This is a genomic window from Cellvibrio sp. ATLC23, assembly GCF_057196725.1.
In genome coordinates this window covers 413,673-434,308 of record NZ_JBXUOS010000002.1, presented here as the reverse complement: position 1 = coordinate 434,308, position 20,636 = coordinate 413,673, and the positions used below count along the sequence as shown (strand labels likewise).

Genomic DNA, 20,636 nt, shown 5'->3' with positions numbered 1-20,636 from the left:
TGGGGTGAGAGAGTGGTAAGCACTCTACCCTAAAGCAAGAGAGTTATTTTTTAACCGCTTTTCAGTCGGATTCTTGCAAGTCTGGCATTCAGGTTTTGGGTTAAATATTTCTGACAGCGAAAAAGGCCAGGCAATAAATGCTTGGCCTTTTTGCTGTTGGGTAGATAGTTAATAGAATGCTTTGATTAAAAGGTGTAGGCAACCTTCGCATACCAATAAGCGCCGTTAAAACCAAAGGGTGCTGAACGGCGCGAGTAGGTAAATACACCGGGGCTATCAATTACCATGTTGCCGCCAACTGATTCCTCTAATTTGCCACCACGGCTTTGCCCGATTTTATTTTTGTCGGGATATTCATCAAAAATATTATTGCCACCAACGCTGAGGCTTAAACCGCTGTCAAATGCATACTCAATATTGAGGTCGGTGAGTAATTTAGCTCCGTAGGTCTGACGTCCGCCATCTTCCACCGTGTATTCGCCGTAGCGATTAAAGGAGAGGTTAACACGCCAGTTTTCCAGTAAATAATAACCGCTCAGGCTGATTCTATCCTCGGGCTGCCACTCTTCAATTATCGAAATATCCTGCGAGCTGAATACGACGTTTGCATTCAGTTGCGCGAGTGAGCCTGCTTGTGAGGTAAACACATCAACCACTTCTGTTTTGGTTTTGTTGCCCGCCAGCGTTAAATCCAAATCGCCACCAAAAAAATCTATGCCGCTATAGTTCACTACCAAATCAAAGCCGCGGGTTTCGGTATTGGCACCGTTCAAAAAGAACTGGCCTGCGCCTGCACCGACAGTGGCGAGAGCATTGCCTAAAGTGCCGCTGGGATCATTGGCCGCGCTTAAACGATTACTGATAACGATGCGATCGTCGATATCAATTGCGTAGTAGTCAAAGGTGATGGTTAAGCGGTCGGCAGGTGTTAATACAATACCGGCGCTGTAGTTATCCGATTCTTCTTCTTTCAACTGTGGAATGCCAATGGCTTTTGCCAATTGGCTGTCGTTGCGGAAGGTGCCTACTTGCACGGCTATTTGCGGGCCAGACGGATTGGCGGGGTTGGCAACAAACTGAGTGCCTATGTTATTAAAATAAAGTTGTTGCATTGAAGGTGCGCGAAAACCTGTGCTTATCGCCGAGCGCAGGCGCATTACATCATTTACTTCCCAGTTTGCGCCGAGTTTAAAGTTGGTGGTGTTGCCGAAGTCTTCGTAGTCATCAAAGCGAAGCGCTGCACTCACCAGCAAACTCTCAGTTAATTGATAGTCTGTATCGACGAATGCAGAAACCACTGTACGACTTTCATCGACGCTGGAGCCCGGTGCTATACCGGGGAATCCTTGAATACCGCCATCGGCATTTCTAGGGTAGAGGGCTGCGCCGCCGTTATTTAAATCCGTATCGTAATCGGTATAGGCATATTCTTCCCCGGGGATAATTTTGTAATTATCAATGCGATATTCAAAACCTGTTGCGAGCGATAAATCGCCAAACGTGTTATTAAAATCGAGATTAAATGTTTGCAGCCCTAACTCCAGGCCATAGGCATCTGCCGAGCGCGGGACAGTAGCGCGTATTTCTGCATCCGCTAAGCCCTGCCCATATCGCAAATAATTTACATAGGAATAGTTAACCGAGTTGCTGGTGTTGTAGTCGATTTCATTGACACCGTTGGTGTAGGACACATCCATTTGCCAGCCGCTGTTGAATTCAATGCGGTAACCCAGGTTGGCAGAGAGATCATCGATTTGTGAATTAATCAGTGGGATAAAACCGTCGGGAATTACATTGTCGCCATCGCTCAAGGCAGCGGAATAGCCAGAGCTAGGGTTGCGAAAAAATGCACCCGATTGGCTCTCGCGAGTTGAATAGGTGACAAACCCGTAGGCTTCGCCTGCACCTATATCCATAGCGCCGTTGAGTACCAGTGCGAGTTGTTCTGAATCGGCGTCACCGATACGAAATTGGCCGCGATCAAACGTAATTTCACGCGGATCGCCAACTTCTGCAATCCCATTGCCATCGCTGTCACTGCAGCCGCCATAGACACAATCGCCCTGCAATCCTGCACGATTACTTCTTGCTCGGTCGCGATAATTCAACGTCAGATTGGCATAGCCCGAATCGCCTAGGCCAAAGCCGCTATTTAGATCGATGTTAATTGTTTCGCCATCACCTTCGCTATATTCTCCATGGGAGCTGCTGATATTGCCGCCGTCATTCGCATCTTTAAGGACGATATTAATAACACCTGCAATTGCATCGGAACCGTATTGAGCGGCGGCGCCATCGCGTAATACCTCAATGCGTTTAATGGATGCCGCTGGAATTGCATTCATATCCACGCCCGCGGTGCCGCGTCCAACGGAGGTATTGATATGAATTAACGACGCTTGGTGGCGTCGCTTGCCATTGATTAGCACTAAGGTTTGATCTGGCCCGAGTCCACGCAGGGTTGCAGGGCGCAGCGCGTCAGTGCCATCGCTAATGGTGGATGAAGGGAAGTTAAACGAAGGCGCCAAGCTTTGAATCATGCGCCCCACTTCTGTCTGCCCGGTTTTGGATAATGCCTCCGTATCGAGAACATCAACTGGTACAGGAAGGTCTTCCGCTGTACGGCCTTTTGTACGTGTACCTACCACCATCATTTCTTCTACAGCGTTTGCTTGCGGCGTCTCTTGCGCTTGCACCACAGCGGTACTTATCGAAAGTGGTAAAGGCAGCATTAAGCCGAGCAGGCTGGGCAAGGTAAACTTATGGGTGAAATTTTTAGGTTTATTTGATGCCTGTGTGTGTGATCCGATTGTATTGGCCATAGTAACTCTCCGTAGTTTTTGAAAAAATTTTATAAAGATCTGGGGGGTGCTTATGAGTGGCATTCACTTTTAATAAATAGGAAATATTCAATAAATTATCCATGTGCGTGGTGTTAGTGTTATTTATTGAATATGGTGATGTCGCGCAATAGAGATTTTTCTGTTAATAAAATTTGTGTGCGTTGTAAAAATAAATATCAACAAACATATTGGGAATGGAATCAAAAAAATGCATTGCTTAAAGTGTAGCCCCATTGTTGCATGGCCATGTTGCTTTCCAATACTCTTTAACTCTTTAAAGTGCGCTGTACATGTCGTTTCTTTATATAAACTAATTAATGTCTAAATTTCGAGTTTTTAGGTGCCAGATAGGGGCTTGCTGTTTTGATTGTGGATCTAAATAGGTGCTGACGACTGTTTTGTTTAGATCGTCATTTTAGATAAAAATATTTTGTTTGGTTGCCTTCTGGTTGATTTTAATCAATTCGGCATCATGTATTGCAATGGATAATTCTTGCGTAAGAGATGTCACAAGTTTATGACCCTAGTACGAGGAGGCACATTATGTTTAAAAATATTTTGGTACCTACAGATGGTTCTGAGCTGTCGCAGAAGTCTCTTGCCTATGCATTGGAGTTTGCGAGAGCTACCGATGCAAAATTGGTTTTTGTATCAGTAGCCGTGCCCTATGAATATATAGTTCCATTGGGCGGCGGATTAATGCCTTCTGTTGCCTATGATGAAAATCTTCAAAGCTTGTACGATGAAAGCTCGTTTAAGCAAGCACAGGCGTTTGTGCAGGCGGCAGAGGAGGAGGCCAAAAAAAGTCAGGTCAATTACCAATCGGTAACTAAGGTTTCTTTTCATCCCTATGAAGAGATTATTGCTGCCGCCAAAGATTTTAATTGCGATGTTATTTTTATGGCATCACACGGCAGAAAAGGTATCACCCAATTATTTATTGGTAGCGAAACGCAAAAAGTGCTTGCCAACAGTAAGGTTCCGGTGTTGGTTATTCGCTGAGTGATAATTTGGGGGTTGACAGTCAGTTGCCTTATCGCCAAAATGCGCGCCTCACAAATATGGCTAGATAGCTCAGCTGGTTAGAGCACAGCACTCATAATGCTGGGGTCGGCGGTTCAAGTCCGCCTCTAGCTACCATATATATGAAAAAGCCAGCTTGGGAGACCAAGTTGGCTTTTTTTATGCCTTTTGTGTGGGTAGGGGAGGCCTAGAGCTTGCCCTCGTTGAAGAATCGCTTGCTTGCCAAGCCTTACGATAGCTTGCCTGCCGGGCCTTACGATAGATAGGTTCACGATGGAATTTCTTGATCTCGCTCCCATTACCCGCGCCCAGGGCACTGTGCAGTTGCCCGGTTCCAAAAGTATCTCTAACCGTACCCTGCTGCTGGCGGCGCTGGCGTCAGGTGAGACGGAAATTCGCGATTTGCTGAAGTCGGACGATACTGACCGCATGCTGGAAGCTTTGGCAGCGCTGGGTGTGAGCCTGACCAAGACCGATGAAAACGATTATCGCGTGGTTGGCACTGGCGGTAGCTTTCCTAACAAAGAGGCAGATTTGTTTCTGGGTAATGCCGGTACCGCGTTTCGCCCATTGACCGCAGCGCTGGCCTTGAGTGGCGGCACTTATAAGCTGCACGGTGTTGCGCGTATGCATGAGCGCCCGATTGGCGATTTGGTCGATGCGCTGCGTCAAATCGGCGCGGATATTACTTACTTGGGCGAAGAGGGTTTTCCGCCTTTGTTGATCAAACCCGCCAAAGCTGTTGACCCCACCCTAACCCTCCCCTTGGCAGGAGAGGGAACTATTAAAATTCGTGGTGATGTCTCCAGCCAGTTCCTCACTGCCTTGCTCATGGCTTTGCCCATGACCGGCAAAGAAACTCAAATCGAATTGGTGAGCGAATTAATTTCCAAGCCTTATATTGAGATCACCCTCAAGTTGATGGCGCAGTTCGGTGTAGACGTGCAGCGCGATGGTTGGGAGCGTTTTACTGTTCCGGCCGCGACGGGTTACACCAGCCCCGCTACTGTGTATGTAGAAGGTGATGCGTCGTCTGCCTCGTACTTCCTTGCTGCCGGTGCGCTCGGTGGTGGCCCGCTGCGTGTGCAAGGTGTGGGTGCTAACAGTATTCAGGGTGATGTGGCATTTGCCGATGCACTCGAAGCGATTGGTGTGACCATTACCAAAGGCGAAAATTGGATTGAAGCCTCGGCGCCATCGCTGCCGCTGAAAGCCTTTGATCGCGATTTTAATCACATTCCCGATGCCGCCATGACCCTCGCCGTTGTTGCGCTGTTTTGCGATGGCCCCTCGCGCTTGACCAATATCGCCAGCTGGCGGGTGAAAGAAACCGATCGTATTTCGGCCATGGCGACTGAGTTGCGCAAACTCGGCGCGATTGTGGAAGAGGGTGAAGATTGGTTGCGTATTACACCGGTGAAAGAATTAATTCCCAACGCCGCGATTGATACCTACGACGATCACCGCATGGCGATGTGTTTTTCGCTCGCGACTTTTGGCGGCGTGCCAGTGCGAATTAATGACCCGAAATGTACCGCGAAAACCTTCCCCACTTATTTTGATGTGTTTGCATCGGTAGTGAAATAAATTATCTAAAAATAAATTGCGCTGATTTTTTAATTCGTTATTTGTTGCAATAAAAAATGCCGCACATGTTGCGGCATTTTTTATCAAGCGACTAAATGTTTTTAAAACAAAAAGCCGAGTTGTGGTGCGGCGGTCATAAATAAAGCGCCACCGATAATACTGCCCGCAATCAACAATCGAAACATGGCTGCGCCAAAACCGTCGGCGGTTTGAAACTTGTCCCACAGGTCGAGCCGTTTTTGTAATTCGCGCTCTTCACCGGGTGTCAGTGTTGGATACTCGGATGGAACCGCGGCAGCGGCTGGCGCGTCTTCTGTTGCCTCGCCTTTGTTAACCCACACTGCTACGCGCGTTTCAGTTTGCAGTAAATGGGCAAGGCTGATTTGGCGCAGTGCACCTAACCAACCCAGCGCTGAATTAATCCAGCTGTCGACCGCGTTAAGCCAATCGCCCATGTTGTCGCGGGTGGGTGGTACAAAGGTAAATTCGCCCAGCGCTGCACTCCAATTTTCAATCTCCAATTTTTCACACACCGCAGGCGGTAAATTCACTTGCTGAGCGCCTTGGTATACAGCGTAGAGTGCGCTGAAAACTTCATGCCCGGCTTTGACTAAACGATCCAGTTCGCGTTTGCTCACGTTGCGGTCGGCAGTCACCACGGCATAGGTGTTGTTCATCAGTGCGCGGCTATCGACAATATTGGCATGCTGGTGATCGGCATAATGTAGTAGCGCGAGTAAACCGTTCAAATATTTGTCCCAGCCTTTACCTAATTTGCGCGCGGCCAACATGTGCGCCGTGCGGCATTCCATATCGTGCTTAAGAACTTCTTGGTGCGCAGCGGAGCACTCATCGGTGAGTGTTTCAATGAGCGCGGGCAGTTCGCGCTTTTTAACTTCTTTGCCGCGAAAACGAATCACACCATCTGGTGGGGTGTAAAAACCATCGCGCAATGCGATCAATAAATTGCGCTCTTTTTCCAGCATGCGCAGGCTATCCAATTTTGCAATAAGGGCTTCTGGATAAAGCGAGCTGAGCGCGCTCTGCACTGAATCGATCTTTATATCGTACAGTTGATGATGTTTTTGCGATGAGCGCACAAACGAACGGCCGAGATAAGCACCGCGATAGCGACCATTTAAATATTCGTGGCTATAGCGTTTATCCAGCTCGGCGAAAATTTCGTCATCGGATCTAAACTCTAATTTAAACCGTTCGAGCAGGCGCTGGGTAAAGGTTTCTTTAAGGGCCGTGGCGTTGTCAAAAATAATCCAGCTGCTGCGATCATCCAACACACCGGCCACATAGATTTTTTTTGCGTTTTGCTCACGCTCATGATTGTAAGGGTGCGTTGCCCACATGCGCGGTGGCTGGGCAATATCGGCAGTAAATACGCGATGCTGCTCTGGTTGCTGCTGCGGAACATGGGCTACCTTGCCATAGAGTGGGTCGTTAAGAATTTTGGCGGTGTGTTGCATTACGCGGGTTTGAATCGCAAACACATCTTTGCTGGCGATGCCTTGATTCACCTGATCATTCAGAAAACCTTGCGCACTGTCCCATGCTTCATCTGCCGCTTGCAGTTTATGCAGCGCATGGATTAGCGCATCGCTACCGGTAACGGAAACAGCCACTAAATCTGCTTGAAATTCCATCTCGCGCGACAGTGCACGCTGGGCGAGCAATACCAGATTAAAAAATGTTTCCATAGTGGCGCGCAGTGACCAGACAATTAAGCGCAAGGCCCAACCAATCCAGGCGATGCGGATATCGATATTGGATAAAAAGCGCAAAAATTTATCCAGTGCATCGCGGCGCGCAATAATATGCGCGGCAATTTGTTGCGCAACATAAACCCAATTACCGAGTGCCATAGAGCGCTGGGCAAAATGGCCAAATTCATGGGCGAGCACCGCTTTAAGCTCGCTGATGGTGAGCGCATTGACCAGCGGCAAACCAACTTCCAAATTCTTTTTGGACGGAAAAATAAAATTGAGTAGCGACAAATCGTAAAATACACAGGCATTAACGCGCGGCGATAAAAATACCCGGTGCGGTCGCGGCGCGCCGGTTTCATCGGCCAAGCGATTTAAAAAAGCGATGAGTTGCGGCTCGCTGCTAGCGGTGACTTCATAATCTTCGGCCATGCTGCCTTTTTTTACAAACAGTAGCGCTTTAATCATAAAGATGGCTAAAAAGCCCGAACTGAGCGCCAGCACCCAGATAAAAATATTGGATTTATTGCTGGCCAATTGGGTTTCAATCAGGTGATATGCGGACCAGCCAAACCAACCGGTAATAGACAGGTAAAACAGGATAAAACCCAATAATCCCAACGCGGCGAGTGCTGCCTGACGTTTGTGGGAGCTGCTGGGGCTGGTGAGGTTGGCGGGAACATTGGCAGGATTGGCCGGGTAAATATGATCCATAGTCAAACTTCCTTTGTTGGGTAGCGAGATGCTGTGGTAACTATAGGGTTACAATTATGTTTTTTAGCGCAATGAGTGTAGTGGCGGATGCGCCACTCGGCAATTAGTTCGCGCATCGAGATGCAAATATCCTGCTCTTTGCAGCTCCTCAGGCTTTAGAGGTTAAATCATGGCATATCAACAACTGCAGCAGCACTTTGTAAAAATTTCGCATTTTAATCACCTCGATGCCATCTGCTCCTGGGATCAAGCGGCGGTGATGCCCGATGGTGGCAATGATGCGCGCGGTGCGGCTATGGCGGAATTGTCGGTGTTGATTCATCAGCTCACTACCGCACCGCAATTGACCGATTGGATTGCCGCAGCAGAAACCGAAACGCTCGATGCACAACAAACTGCAAGCCTCGCGGCGATTAAGCGCCGCTGGCAACAGGCGAATCAGTTGCCAGAAGCATTAGTGATGGCGCAATCGCTGGCGAATTCGACTTGCGAGCATGCGTGGCGCGAGCAGCGCAAGAATAACGATTGGCAGGGTTTTAAAACCAATCTCGCTAAGGTAGTTGAACTTGCCCGCGAAGAAGCGAGTATTCGCGCGGCGGGTACAGTATTGAGCCACTACGATGCGTTGCTCGATATGTATGAGCCGGGCATGAATTGTGAAAAATTAGATGTGTTGTTCGGCGAAGTCAAAACCTGGTTGACGGAATTTATTCAGCGTGCGGCCGATATTCAAGCGCGCAAAGCCATCGTTATGCCACAGGGACCGTTCGCCATTGCGCAGCAAAAAGAATTGGGTTTGGCGGCGATGCAATTGCTCGGTTTTGATTTTACCCATGGCCGTTTGGATGTGAGCGCACATCCGTTTTGCGGTGGTGTGCCCAGCGATGTGCGTATCACCACCCGTTACGATGAAAGCGATTTTATGAAAGCGCTGTTTGGTGTGATCCACGAAACCGGTCACGCGCGCTATGAGCAAAATTTGCCGCAGTCCTGGGCGGGTTTACCGGTGGGTGAAGCGCGCTCAATGGGTGTACATGAATCGCAAAGTTTATTTTTTGAAATGCAATTGGCGCGCTCACCGGAATTCACCCAATTGCTTGCACCGCTGGCGGCGAAATTATTGGGGCGTGAGCAGGATGCCGCATTTAGCCAGGCTAATCTCTACGCGTTGAATACCCGCATGAAGCGCGATTTTATTCGTGTCGATGCCGACGAACTGACTTATCCTGCCCATGTTATTTTGCGCTATGAAATTGAACGTGCATTAATTGAAGGCGACATTGAAGTGGATGATATTCCCGCGCTCTGGAATGAAAAAATGCAGGCCTATCTGGGGTTGTCGACTGAGGGCAATTATCGCAATGGTTGCATGCAGGATATTCACTGGGCGGGCGGTTCGTTTGGTTATTTTCCCTCCTACACCCTGGGCGCTATGTATGCCGCGCAAGAATTTTCGGCAGTGGAGCGCGCAGTTCCCCAGCTGCGCGAAAAAATTGCGGCGGGTAATTTAAGTGAATTGTTTCAGTGGTTGAAAAATAATATCTGGTCAAAAGGCAGTTTGCTCGCGACCGATGACTTGATGATCGCCGCCACTGGCGAGCCACTGAATGCGCGTTATTTTAAAACCCATCTTGAACGCCGTTATTTATCCGCCGAATAAATTGAGAAAGTTTTTTTAACGCTGTTGTTGGAATGTGTTTATGTTTGTTGGCTTTGATTACGGTACGTCTAACTGCGCCATGTCTTATTTGACTGAGGCTGGCGCACGTTTAATTCCACTCTACGGTGAGAATACTTTTGTTCCCTCTACACTCTATGCGTTAGAGCGCGGGTTTATCGCTGAGCTCATTGCTGAGCATCTTGCGCAGCAAGCGCCGGATGGCGAAGCAAAGATGGATTACGCACGCAGCCGCTCGGCGTTGCTCGGGCAGGCGCGCGCGGGAAAAATCGAACACGATTTGGATCAGGTGCGCGATGGCATTTTTTTTGGCAGCGAAGCCATCGAGCATTACATCAGCGCACCGAGCGAAGGCTATTTTATTAAATCGCCCAAGTCCTTTTTAGGTGCAAGCGGTTTGCGCCAGCAGTCGGTAGATTTTTTTGAAGATGTAGTGGCGGCGATGATGCTCAACGTTAAACAGCGCGCCGAACAGCATTTGCAACAGAGTATTACCCAAGTCGTGATTGGCCGCCCGGTTAACTTTCAGGGTATTAATGCACAAGAGAGCAACCAGCAGGCGCAAGCGATTTTGGCGGCAGCGGGCAAACGCATTGGTTTCACCCATATAGAATTTTTGTTTGAACCACTCGCCGCCGGATTTGATTTTGAAACACGCCTGACGGAAAACAAAACCGTGTTAGTGGTGGATGTGGGCGGCGGTACAACTGACTGCTCCATGGTATTGATGGGGCCAAACCATATTCAACAGCTCGACCGCACCCAGGATTTTCTCGGTCATACCGGTGAGCGGGTCGGTGGCAATGATTTTGATATCCAACTCGCGCAAAAAATTCTGATGCCGCACTTCGGCATGTTATCGCCATTAAAAACCGGTCTGCCGATGCCATTAATGCCATTTGTAAATGCCATGGCAATTAACGATATAGGCGCGCAAACGGAATTTTATGATCTCAAAACCAAATTGCTGTTGGAGCGATTGACCCGCGAAACCTTTGAGCCGGAATTGCTCAATCGATTTATTGCCATGCGCGAACACAAACACAATTTTGCCGTGGTGCGCGAAGCGGAGCTGGGCAAAATAGCGCTCTCAGCACAACCACAACACCGTTTTCCGCTGAATTTTATCGAAAAAAATTTAGCGCCTGAATGCAGCGCAGACGATTACGCCGAGGTCAGTGAGCAGCTGCTGCAAAAAATCGCCGCACTGATCAGCGAAGCAACTCAACAAGCTAGCGCGCAACCGCAAGTGGTTTACATCACCGGCGGCAGCGCCAAATCGCCACTGATCCGCAAAGTGATTCGCGAATTATTCGGCGATGAAATTGCGATTGTTGATGGCGACCACTTTGGCAGCGTAGCCGCAGGTTTGGGCGTGTGGGCGGAGCGGGTGTTTAGTTGAGCCATTTACGTGGTGGTTTTGTGTTGCGTCATCGCTAACGCCGGATGCGCGAATTTTTCCCGTTTGGATACCAACTCGTCCATACTCGTGGCCTGTAGTTTAGGTGCTTATCGCTGATGTTAATGTTTCCGAGGTTTATATGAATATTTTGCCAAAAGTAGGTGTAGACAATATTAAGTTGGGGATGAACCAACAGCAGGTGCAAGCCCTGTTAGGTGCGCCCGCGAATATTGAAAAAATCGAGGAAGAAGACATCTGGGAGTTTGAGAGTGGCTTGGAGTTGTCGTTTCAGGCAGAGGACAGTTATCGCTTGAGTTCGATAACGGTAATGGCGGATTCGGCGCTGCTCGATTCAAAACCCATTATCGGTATTACGGAAGCTGAACTTGAAGCAATATTTCCTTCATTCAGTTTGGATGAAGATTTTAAAAAAGATGGGAAAAGCTACTACGCCGATGAATTGCAAATCATGGCGTGGGTTTTTGATAGCGAAGTATTTAATGTGGTTATTTTCCCGGAATATGATGAAGCTACCGAGTTGCCAATTTGGCCTGCGTAAATAAAAAGTGGAGGCAAGATAATTGCCTCCACTGGCAGGGCACAGCTCTTGTCAAGCAATCAATGCTTTATAGAGATTGAACACCGAGATTGCGCTAATCAGTACGCCGACCAATATCAGCAAGGTTCTGGTCGAAAACTTTTTGCACGCATAGGCGGCAAACGGTGCGGCAAACAATCCGCCGATTACCAAGCCTGCCACTATGTGCCAGATGGTTTCATCTACCAAAATAAATAGCGATGCAGCGCTGGCCAGAGTGAGAAAAAACTCCGCAAAATTCACCGAGCCAATCGTAGTGCGCGGGTCGTGTCCGGTGCCGACGAGCGTAGTGGTCACCACTGGCCCCCAGCCGCCACCGCCCGAGGTATCGACAAAGCCGCCCATCAGTGCCAATTTCGCCACGTGTTTGGGTTCGCCTTTGCGCGCAGCTATGTGTTTGCGAAACGCTTTGCTCAACACATAAATGCCCATCAGCAATAAATACACCGTGATGAACGGCTTCAGCGTTTTACCGTCAATTTGTGTCACCACAAGTGCGCCAATCAATCCACCAATAATGCCGGGCACTAATAGACGCAAAAATAATTTTTTATCGACGTTGCCAAATTTTGCGTGAGAGATCCCCGATACGCCGGTGGTAAATACTTCCGCCATATGTACCGATGCGGTCGCCAGTGCGGGTGATGCGCCGGTCGCCAATAAAAAGCTAGTCGAGGTAATGCCGTAAGCCATGCCCAGTGCGCCGTCGATTGCCTGCGCAATTAAACCTACCAGCAGTGCGCTCCAAAACATGGAATCGTTGAGGGTGAGTTCAATGGTGTTAACGCCGTCGGACCAGCTATTGCCAAATACTTTGGAGATTCCCAACACCACTAAGCCGATCAGGGTGAAGGCAGTAAACCAAATCGCGGAGCGAATAATTGGGTGGAGGGGAATGACTTCGATTGGTGGAATACCGAGGCGCTGATGCTCCTCATTGATTGGTGTATCGGATAAATCCAGATTGCGAATTTTCATTTTTTATTTCCGTTGTGATAGTCGCCGGGTGGTGAGTTGGGCGCATCTTAGGGGCAATCTGATTGCGGCGGAAATACTGAATATTTCTTACCTTATAACGAAATTATTTTTGATATCGATTGTGCTTAAGTCATACGCAGGGGGGGGTTACCGCCCTTGGATATCCGCCTGCCGATATGCCAAAACCCTAATTAAGAGTCATTGTTATTTAAGAAAGGTAAAGTGGTTAAGGCTGCTGCAACTTTAGCGTTATGTTATGGGTCATTCAGTGGCTTGCGTTTTCAGCTTTCACACTTTTTTCGCGGTGATACATGATTACTTGGTTGTGCAGAAAACCCCGGAGTTGTTCTTACGGTGCGCGTTGGCTTGTCGCGCTGGGTGCACTGTTGGGGTTGTTGTTGGTATTTAATGCGCGGGCATTGTCTGTTGAGGGGGTGTCTGATCGCGCCGCCACACCGCAAGTGCAGGCCCAGCTGATTGCCTCGGTGCAAGCGGTGCAGCCGGGCGCTGAGATTTATCTCGGCGTTAACCAGCAGATTATTCCCCACTGGCACACCTACTGGGTGAACCCCGGCGATTCCGGCAGCGCCACCAGCATCAGCTGGACCCTGCCCGAGGGCGCCAGCGCGAGTGAGATTATCTGGCCCGCGCCGAGCCGCTTTTCTATGGGGCCGATTACCAACTACGCCTATGAGCGGGATGTCACCCTGCTCACCAAAATACAGATTCCAGATGATGCACAACCCGGTGAGATTTTTACCGCGCAAGCTTTAGTCGATTGGTTGGTGTGTGAGACTGAATGTATTCCCCAGCAAGTCGAGCTGGCGCTGAGTTTGCCGATTGTTGCAGCGGGCCAAAGCATGGGCGAGGGCGATGCCCGTATCGCGCAAGCACTCGCGCGTCTGCCCGTTGCCAGCCCCTGGGACATTCGCGCCAGCCAAACGGCGATTGACCCAGACACTGCCCAAGGCGAATTAACCCTGCACATTCCCTTGAGTGAAGCGCAGCGCGCGCAGGTAAAAGACATTTGGTTTTATCCCTATGACTGGGGGCGCATTCAGCAGAGCGAGGCGCAGCTCAGCAAGGTAGTTGCCGATGGTATTGAATTAAAAATTAAAACCGGTGAGGCGCCGGTCAATATCGGCGATGCAATAACCGGTATATTAGTGATTAGCGAACCCTCGGGTGAGGATGCTACACAAAGCATCGCGCGCGGTTTTGAAATAAATGCTGAAGTAAAACCTGCGGCGCAGCTGAGTGCGAGTGATAACAACAGCAGTACGATTGGATTTGTCAGCGCCTTAGTGCTTGCGCTAATCGGCGGCATTATTTTGAACCTTATGCCCTGCGTATTTCCGGTGTTATCGATTAAAGCGTTATCGCTGGTCAGCCACGCCAATCAAACGGCGGCGCAGGTTCGTTTGCAAGGTGTGGTTTATACGCTTGGTGTGTTGGCGAGTTTTGCGCTCTTGGCGCTGCTGTTAATTTTATTAAAAGCGGGCGGCGCACAAATCGGTTGGGGTTTTCAATTTCAATCGCCGCTGTTTGTATTGGCGGTGGCCTATTTAATGTTTGCGGTGGGTTTAAGTTTATCTGGCGTTTTTTATATTGGTGGTTCAGTGGCTGGTGTGGGTTCATCGCTCACCGAAAAGCCCGGTTACAGCGGCAGCTTTTTTACCGGCGTGCTCGCCACCATTGTCGCCACGCCTTGCACCGCACCCTTTATGGCGGCGGCATTGGGTTACGCGTTAGTGCAACCTGCCGCAAAATTATTGGCGATATTTTTAAGCCTGGGTTTGGGTTTGGCGTTGCCCTATTTATTGCTCAGCTGCTGGCCCGGTTTACAGCGCCGTTTGCCGCGCCCCGGTATGTGGATGGAGCGCGCCAAACAAGTCCTTGCCTTTCCCATGTATGCCGCGGCGATTTGGTTGGTGTGGGTATTGGTGCAGCAGGCGGGTGTAAATGCCATAGTGATTGCGCTCGGCGGTATGTTATTAATCGCCTTTGCCGCCTGGTTGTATAACACCACTTTAGTTGCGAGCACCGCTGCGCGCCGAGCGGGAACCATATTGGCCATCGCATTAATTACCTTTGTATTGGGTGTGAGTTATTTCAGTGTAAATGCCAGTGGTGCTATTCAAACCAATGTAGCTATTCGAACCAGTGGAGCTAGCGCAGCACAAATTGAAAAAACGGCCGCGCAAAATTGGGAGCCCTATAGCGAGGCGCGTTTGGCAGAACTATTGGCCGAGAGCAAACCGGTATTTTTAAATTTCACCGCCTCCTGGTGTATTAGTTGTTTGGTGAATGAACGTGTCGCGCTGAGTGATGCCCGTGTAAAAGAGACCTTTGTGCAGCAGGGCATTGTGTATTTAAAAGGGGATTGGACTAATCGCGATCCGGCGATCACGCAATTTCTACAAAAATTTAATCGCAGTGGTGTGCCGCTCTATGTGTTTTATCCAGCAGGTCAGCCAGACAAACCGGCAGAGCTGCCCCAAATTCTCACGCCAGATATGGTGATCTCGGCCGTCAGTGCATCGTCACCTTAAACTTTTTGTTGCATTAATTTTTAACCGACCGTTTATTTTTTACCAACAACCTGAAGGAGTTTTTTATGTCATTGTTAAAAATTGCCGCCGCTAGTTTTGCACTTGCCTTTGCCAGTTCTTTTGCAATGGCAGAGCCGGTTATCAACAAACCCGCGCCAACTTTTTCCGGCACAGCGGCCGATGGTACAACTATTAATCTGGCCGATTTAAAAGGCCAAACCGTGGTGCTGGAATGGACCAATCACGATTGCCCCTACGTAAAAAAACATTACGACCAAAGTGGTAATATTCCCGCGCTGCAAAAAGAAGCTACGGCTGATGGTGTAATTTGGTTGCAAGTCATTTCATCGGCACCTGGTGAGCAGGGCAATGTGGATGGTGTGACTGCGATAAAACTGAATGAAAAACGCGGCGCAGTACCATCGAATACCATTCTCGATGAAGACGGCAGTATAGGTAAACTCTACAACGCCAAAACCACACCCCATATGTTTGTGATTAATGCTGAAGGCACTTTGGTGTACAAAGGTGGCATTGACAGCATTAAAACCACTAACCCAGCCGATATTGCCAAAGCAGTTCCCTATGTAAAAGAAGCTTTGGCTGCAGTTGCAGCAGGTAAAAAAGTGCCAAACCCAAGTACTGCGCCTTACGGTTGCTCAGTGAAATACGCGAAGTAATTAAATCAGTACAACAATAGCTTTCACCCAACGGGCTGCTATATTTAGCAGCCCTTTTTACGAAAGAATCGTTGCGTCTACCAAGTTGTAATTTCCTGTAATTGCGCACTGCCATCTCCCATGCGTCCCGTAGAATAAACTTTTAGGTGTAATCAAGTGCTCCATTTTATAGATGCCGAGGTAAAACATGCCGAACTTCTTCGGGATACGTTAATCGAATCGAAGGGCTTTTGGGGTTATTCTCAAGAGCAACTTGAGGAATGGAGATCAAATTTAAAATTTGATGAAGAGTATATTGCTCGCAATACAGTCAAACTGATTTTGAACGATGAAGAGTTGATTGGTTTTTTCGCCATAGTGAAAGGCGATAGCAATGAGCTTGATCACCTGTGGTTATTGCCAAAAGCCATTGGCAAGGGTTTTGGTAATTTGGTGTTTGAGCAAATCCTTTTTGAATGCAGTGCGTTGGAAATATCTAGCTTCTACATCATATCTGACCCGGATGCTGAAGGGTTTTATTTAAAGAAAGGCGCATTGAAAGTTGGGGAAGTTTATAGCGAACCACAGAAAAGAATGCTGCCTAAATTAAAGTTCACGAAAATCGGCTTATCGGTTTAGCAAATTAATTACTCTCAATCTCCTGTATTCCGCTAGCCTCCATACAAGCTGCGAAACCATTAAAAGTATAAAATGCTATGCGGAAATCAGTTCCTACTAAATTAGAAACTAAGCAGTTGCCCGATTTTAATTATTTTTTGGCTAACTACTCTATGCGGCCAACGGTGATTACTCTGACCTTATCTTGGGAATAAATGCTGATTTCTTCCTTTGGCCGCGTGGCAAAACCCGGCGGCTTGCTACGCGAGGCGCACCCCCGCTTACTGATATTTTTTGGTTGTCATTATTAACATATTGATTAACACCCATAAGCAACCCAGCCTTTGAAACTTAACCCTGCATAAAATAAATCGATATCGGAAAAGCCTGCGTCTTTAAGCATTTGTTCTTCAGTCGCAGGAGGGAGAATGGACAATTGGTTTAGCATAGCGTTTTGCGATTGCGCTCTATTTTCACTGGAGACACCTGCATAGGTGAGATGGCGATTAATCCATAACTGTCGCTCAGATTCAGATTGCGGAAAACTGATGTGCGCGAGGATAAGCGGTGCGTTGGGTTTTAAACGCAGTTGAAGCTGTGTGAGTGTCTCAAGCCGTTGATGTTGCGCGATGAAATGAAATGTCAGTAGCGATATGGCACCATCAAATTCCAGGTGTGGGGCGCTATCGATATAGCCTTGATAAAATTGAATTCTATCGCGGTAAGGTTCTGTTGTGTGCTTTGCTAATTCGAGCATCTCGGCGGAGGGGTCAACGCCAGCAAATCTCCAGCCTGGTTGTGCTTGCGCGAGAAATTCTAGCTCTAGGCCTCCCCCTGCGCCCAGCACTAGTATATGGGCGTTATTTGGCACTCGTTCGGCAAGAAGTTGCTGCGTCATTTTATGCAGATCGTGAAACCCCGGTACTTGTCGCGGTGGGCCATCGAGATAATGCGACAGGTGACTTTTATTGCTGCTCATTGTGTTTCCTCCACTTATGTATCAATTGATGGTGCATAACGCTATCATGCATCATTTGAAGATACAAACAATCCGGTTCGAGGATAATCATGAACAAAGACACGCGTCTGTCCGATGTGGTGCATGTGCTGCTGCATATGGGGCGGGTGGATAAGCCGCTGACATCGGAAGCGTTGGCGAAGAGTATGCGGACTAATCCGGCGGTGTTTAGGCGGACTATGGCTGGCCTGCGAGAGGCGGGTTACGTGCGCTCGGGCAAGGGGCATGGTGGCGGTTGGGTGCTGGATCGGGCCTTGGAGCAAATTAGTTTATTGGATGTTTATGTTGCGCTTGGTCGCCCGGGTTTATTTGCCTTCGGCAGCCGAGCGGTTCACCCCGATTGCAAGGTGGAAAAAAATGTAAATGCCGCAGTATCTGACGTCATGATGCAAGCGGAGCTGCTGTTTGAGCGGCGCTTTGGTGAGATCACGTTAGATATGTTAGTTCCCCACGAGTGCGCAGACGCTGCAGCGCATTGCGAAAAACAATAATAAAAAGCTGAGCAATATAATCTAATCAGGCCAAAAAATACGGCGGCTTTTTACAAAGCCGCCGTATTTTTTGAAGCCGCAAAGCCAATAGTAATTATCTGGCTCTATTTGGTTTGATTGTTACACATTAAACAAGAAGTGCATTACATCGCCATCTTTCACTATGTACTCTTTCCCTTCTTTGCGTGACTTGCCGGCGTTTTTCGCGCCTTGTTCGCCGTTGTATTGCACAAAGTCTTCGTAAGAAATAGTTTCCGCGCGGATAAAACCTTTTTCAAAGTCGGTGTGGATTACACCTGCCGCTTGCGGTGCAGTGGCGCCAACGGGAATGGTCCAGGCGCGCACTTCTTTTACACCAGCGGTGAAATAGGTTTGCAGGCCGAGCAGTTGGTAACCGGCGCGAATGACGCGGTTCAGGCCGGGTTCTTCCATGCCCATTTCATCGAGAAATTCTTTTTTGTCATCGCCTTCGAGTTCGGCGATGTCGGCTTCTAACTTGTTGCAAATCGGTACGACGATCGAGTTTTCTTCTTCGGCAATTTTGCGCACTACATCCAGGTGTGGATTATTTTCAAAGCCATCTTCCGCCACGTTGGCGATGTACATGGTCGGTTTGAGCGTGAGCAGGTTGATCTCTTTCAGCAGTGCTTTTTCTTCTTTGTCGAGCGGGAAAGACCGCAGGGGTTTGGCTTGATCCAAATGTGGTTGGATTTTTTCCAAAAGCGCTTTGATAGCCATGGCGTGTTTGTCGCCGCCTTTGGCGGATTTGGCGTAGCGGTTGATGGCTTTGTCTACCGCTTCCAAATCGGCCAGGGCCAGTTCGGTGTTGATGACTTCAATATCGGCGGCGGGGTTAACGCCGTTGGCCACGTGAATTACGTTGTCGTCATCAAAGCAGCGCACTACGTGGGCGATGGCGTCGGTCTCGCGGATGTTGGCGAGAAACTTGTTGCCCAGACCTTCACCGCGCGAGGCACCGGCAACGATACCGGCGATGTCGATAAATTCCATAGTCGTGGCTATAACACGCTCGGGTTTAACGATTTCAGCGAGTTTGTCCTGACGCGGATCGGGTACGGTCACGATGCCGGCGTTGGGTTCAATGGTGCAGAAGGGGAAGTTTTCGGCGCTGATGCCCGCGTTGGTCAGGGCGTTGAACAGTGTTGATTTGCCGACGTTGGGCAGGCCGACGATGCCGCAATTGAAACCCATGATGCTATTCCGCTATGAGAAGTATGAAAAATAAGAGGTGAAAATCGAGAGGGCGCGATTATACATGCTCAGCGCCCTTTAGACGAAGTTTGCGCTGTTTCTGAGCGAAGCTTACTTTTTGGGATCTGTGTGCAGGTTTTTCATCGCCGTATTCCAGTCGCCTTTAAGGGCATCGGGCATGCATTTGATTGAACGGGCGATGGCATCATCAATCAGTTCCTGCTCGCTACTGGGCGCGCGCTTTAGTACAAAGTTGGCGACCATCGCCGCGACACCTGGGTGACCAATACCTAAACGCAGGCGCGGGAAGTTGGGATTGTTGCCGAATGCGGCGATGATATCGCGCAGGCCATTGTGGCCGCCGTGGCCGCCACCCTGCTTAAAACGGGCGATACCGGGGGCGAGATCCAGTTCATCGTGGGCGACCAAAATAGCGGCAGGTTCGATCTTAAAAAAGTTGGCCATAGCGCCGACCGACTGGCCGCTGCGATTCATATAAGTGGTGGGCACCAGCAGGCGCAGGTCGCGGCCTTGATAATTGACTCGCGCAGTCAGGCCGAAATATTTGTTGTCGGGGGCGAGTGAGGCACCCAGTGAGCGGGCGAAGTCTGCGACAAAATCCTGCCCGGCGTTGTGGCGCGTGCGCTCGTATTCGCTGCCGGGATTGCCCAGCCCTACAATCAATTGAATCTCGGTATTGGCCATAGCTCGTTCTCGCTCATACTTTTTGCAATGGTGCGCATTGTACCTATCAAATGCCGCGATGAAATGTGCGCCCAAAAAAAAGGCCGACTCCGAAGAGTCAGCCCTTTTTGCAACCGGAAAGAGGCAATTATGCTTCTTCGGTAGTTTCTTCTGTGGCACCTTTTGGCTTTTGAATAGTAACAACAGCCAGGTTGTGATCATCACCTTTTTGCAGGTCAGCAGAAACAACGCCGCCAGGCAATTTCAGGTCGGTAATGTGCAGGATGTTGCCCACTTCCATATTGCCTACATCTACTTCGATGAATTCTGGCAAATGTTGTGGCAAGCAGATTACGTCCAATTGGGTCAGGTTGTGAACTACTTTACCGCCTTGGATTTTCACGCCTTTTGATGTTGCTTCATTGATGAAGTGCAAAGGTACGTGAGTGCTAATTTTGGTTGATCTATCAACGCGCAAGAAGTCCAAGTGCAATACCACTGGCTTGGATGGGTGACGTTGTACATCTTTCAGGATTACGTCCTGAGCAGTGCCGTCAACATTCAAGCTGATGATGTGCGAGTAGAATGCTTCGTGTTCCAAGTGCTTCATCAGCTCATTGGCAGAAACAGAAACGCTAGTTGGTGCTACAGTGCCGCCGTAAATTACAGCAGGAACTTGAGCTGCCAAACGACGTAGGCGGCGGCTCGCACCTTTCCCTAAATCGTTACGGGCTGTTGCATCTAATTTAAAGTCTTCAGACATTTTATCGTCCTCAATTTTCCATTCAGATCCGCGACCAGAACCTGATGGGTTTCAGTGACCACTGTGCGGAATGCGCAGTGGCAGTTTACCGAGTGTAATGT

At 49.0% G+C, this 20,636-nt stretch carries 16 protein-coding genes and 1 tRNA gene; 10 read left to right on the top strand and 7 right to left on the bottom strand.

What is annotated here, in order from left to right:
• Positions 1-185: 185 nt before the first annotated feature.
• Positions 186-2,822 (bottom strand): TonB-dependent receptor plug domain-containing protein, encoded by a 2,637-nt coding sequence (locus AC2CG4_RS04840; RefSeq protein WP_484485198.1) that lies wholly within the window; start codon positions 2,820-2,822, stop codon positions 186-188.
• Between the two features lie 564 nt (positions 2,823-3,386).
• Here AC2CG4_RS04840 and AC2CG4_RS04835 point away from each other — a divergent pair.
• The 3 genes from AC2CG4_RS04835 to aroA all read left to right on the top strand — a co-directional run bounded on the left by AC2CG4_RS04835 (position 3,387) and on the right by aroA (position 5,453).
• On the top strand, positions 3,387-3,845 hold the full coding sequence (locus AC2CG4_RS04835; protein WP_484485197.1) for a universal stress protein: 459 nt from the start codon (positions 3,387-3,389) through the stop codon (positions 3,843-3,845).
• Positions 3,846-3,906: 61 nt separating this feature from the next.
• Positions 3,907-3,983, top strand: a tRNA-Met gene (locus AC2CG4_RS04830).
• Between the two features lie 156 nt (positions 3,984-4,139).
• Positions 4,140-5,453 (top strand): 3-phosphoshikimate 1-carboxyvinyltransferase, encoded by a 1,314-nt coding sequence (aroA, locus tag AC2CG4_RS04825; RefSeq protein ID WP_484485196.1) that lies wholly within the window; start codon positions 4,140-4,142, stop codon positions 5,451-5,453.
• Between the two features lie 101 nt (positions 5,454-5,554).
• Here aroA and AC2CG4_RS04820 read toward each other — a convergent pair whose 3' ends face one another.
• On the bottom strand, positions 5,555-7,882 hold the full coding sequence (locus AC2CG4_RS04820) for a M48 family metallopeptidase (RefSeq protein WP_484485195.1): 2,328 nt from the start codon (positions 7,880-7,882) through the stop codon (positions 5,555-5,557).
• A 169-nt stretch (positions 7,883-8,051) separates the two neighbouring features.
• Between AC2CG4_RS04820 and AC2CG4_RS04815 the strand changes: the two genes are divergently transcribed.
• The 3 genes from AC2CG4_RS04815 (at position 8,052) to AC2CG4_RS04805 (ending at position 11,521) form a co-directional block, all read left to right on the top strand.
• On the top strand, positions 8,052-9,542 hold the full coding sequence (locus AC2CG4_RS04815) for a carboxypeptidase M32 (RefSeq protein ID WP_484485194.1): 1,491 nt from the start codon (positions 8,052-8,054) through the stop codon (positions 9,540-9,542).
• A gap of 40 nt (positions 9,543-9,582) precedes the next feature.
• Positions 9,583-10,962 carry a molecular chaperone gene (gene yegD / locus AC2CG4_RS04810; RefSeq protein ID WP_484485193.1) on the top strand — a complete coding sequence of 460 codons (1,380 nt, stop codon included), beginning with the start codon at positions 9,583-9,585 and terminating at the stop codon, positions 10,960-10,962.
• Positions 10,963-11,101: 139 nt separating this feature from the next.
• Complete coding sequence (locus AC2CG4_RS04805) at positions 11,102-11,521, top strand: hypothetical protein (RefSeq protein WP_484485192.1); 420 nt, start codon at positions 11,102-11,104, stop codon at positions 11,519-11,521.
• A gap of 51 nt (positions 11,522-11,572) precedes the next feature.
• On the opposite strand, the gene AC2CG4_RS04800 is transcribed toward AC2CG4_RS04805, so the two are convergent.
• Positions 11,573-12,538, bottom strand: coding sequence for a sulfite exporter TauE/SafE family protein (locus tag AC2CG4_RS04800; protein WP_484485191.1), 966 nt, complete (start codon positions 12,536-12,538; stop codon positions 11,573-11,575).
• A 311-nt stretch (positions 12,539-12,849) separates the two neighbouring features.
• Here AC2CG4_RS04800 and AC2CG4_RS04795 point away from each other — a divergent pair, with 311 nt between their 5' ends.
• The 3 genes from AC2CG4_RS04795 to AC2CG4_RS04785 all read left to right on the top strand — a co-directional run bounded on the left by AC2CG4_RS04795 (position 12,850) and on the right by AC2CG4_RS04785 (position 16,388).
• Positions 12,850-15,090: a protein-disulfide reductase DsbD family protein gene (locus AC2CG4_RS04795; RefSeq protein WP_484485190.1), complete on the top strand. Its 2,241-nt coding sequence runs from the start codon at positions 12,850-12,852 to the stop codon at positions 15,088-15,090.
• 65 nt (positions 15,091-15,155) lie between these two features.
• The gene (locus AC2CG4_RS04790) at positions 15,156-15,770 is read left to right on the top strand and encodes a redoxin domain-containing protein (protein WP_484485189.1); all 615 of its coding nucleotides are present in this window, start codon (positions 15,156-15,158) and stop codon (positions 15,768-15,770) included.
• A gap of 156 nt (positions 15,771-15,926) precedes the next feature.
• On the top strand, positions 15,927-16,388 hold the full coding sequence (locus tag AC2CG4_RS04785) for a GNAT family N-acetyltransferase (RefSeq protein WP_484485188.1): 462 nt from the start codon (positions 15,927-15,929) through the stop codon (positions 16,386-16,388).
• Positions 16,389-16,686: 298 nt separating this feature from the next.
• Here the strand turns inward: AC2CG4_RS04785 and AC2CG4_RS04780 are convergent, their stop codons facing one another.
• Positions 16,687-17,346: a class I SAM-dependent methyltransferase gene (locus tag AC2CG4_RS04780; RefSeq protein ID WP_484485187.1), complete on the bottom strand. Its 660-nt coding sequence runs from the start codon at positions 17,344-17,346 to the stop codon at positions 16,687-16,689.
• A gap of 89 nt (positions 17,347-17,435) precedes the next feature.
• On the opposite strand from AC2CG4_RS04780, the gene AC2CG4_RS04775 reads away from it, so the two are divergent.
• Positions 17,436-17,876, top strand: coding sequence for an Rrf2 family transcriptional regulator (locus AC2CG4_RS04775; protein WP_484485186.1), 441 nt, complete (start codon positions 17,436-17,438; stop codon positions 17,874-17,876).
• Between the two features lie 120 nt (positions 17,877-17,996).
• Here AC2CG4_RS04775 and ychF read toward each other — a convergent pair whose 3' ends face one another.
• From ychF to AC2CG4_RS04760, 3 genes are all read right to left on the bottom strand, one after another.
• Positions 17,997-19,088 carry a redox-regulated ATPase YchF gene (gene ychF, locus AC2CG4_RS04770; RefSeq protein ID WP_484485185.1) on the bottom strand — a complete coding sequence of 364 codons (1,092 nt, stop codon included), beginning with the start codon at positions 19,086-19,088 and terminating at the stop codon, positions 17,997-17,999.
• A 111-nt stretch (positions 19,089-19,199) separates the two neighbouring features.
• On the bottom strand, positions 19,200-19,793 hold the full coding sequence (pth, locus tag AC2CG4_RS04765) for an aminoacyl-tRNA hydrolase (RefSeq protein WP_484485184.1): 594 nt from the start codon (positions 19,791-19,793) through the stop codon (positions 19,200-19,202).
• A 127-nt stretch (positions 19,794-19,920) separates the two neighbouring features.
• Complete coding sequence (locus AC2CG4_RS04760; protein WP_484485183.1) at positions 19,921-20,535, bottom strand: 50S ribosomal protein L25/general stress protein Ctc; 615 nt, start codon at positions 20,533-20,535, stop codon at positions 19,921-19,923.
• Between the last annotated feature and the right edge of the window lie 101 nt (positions 20,536-20,636).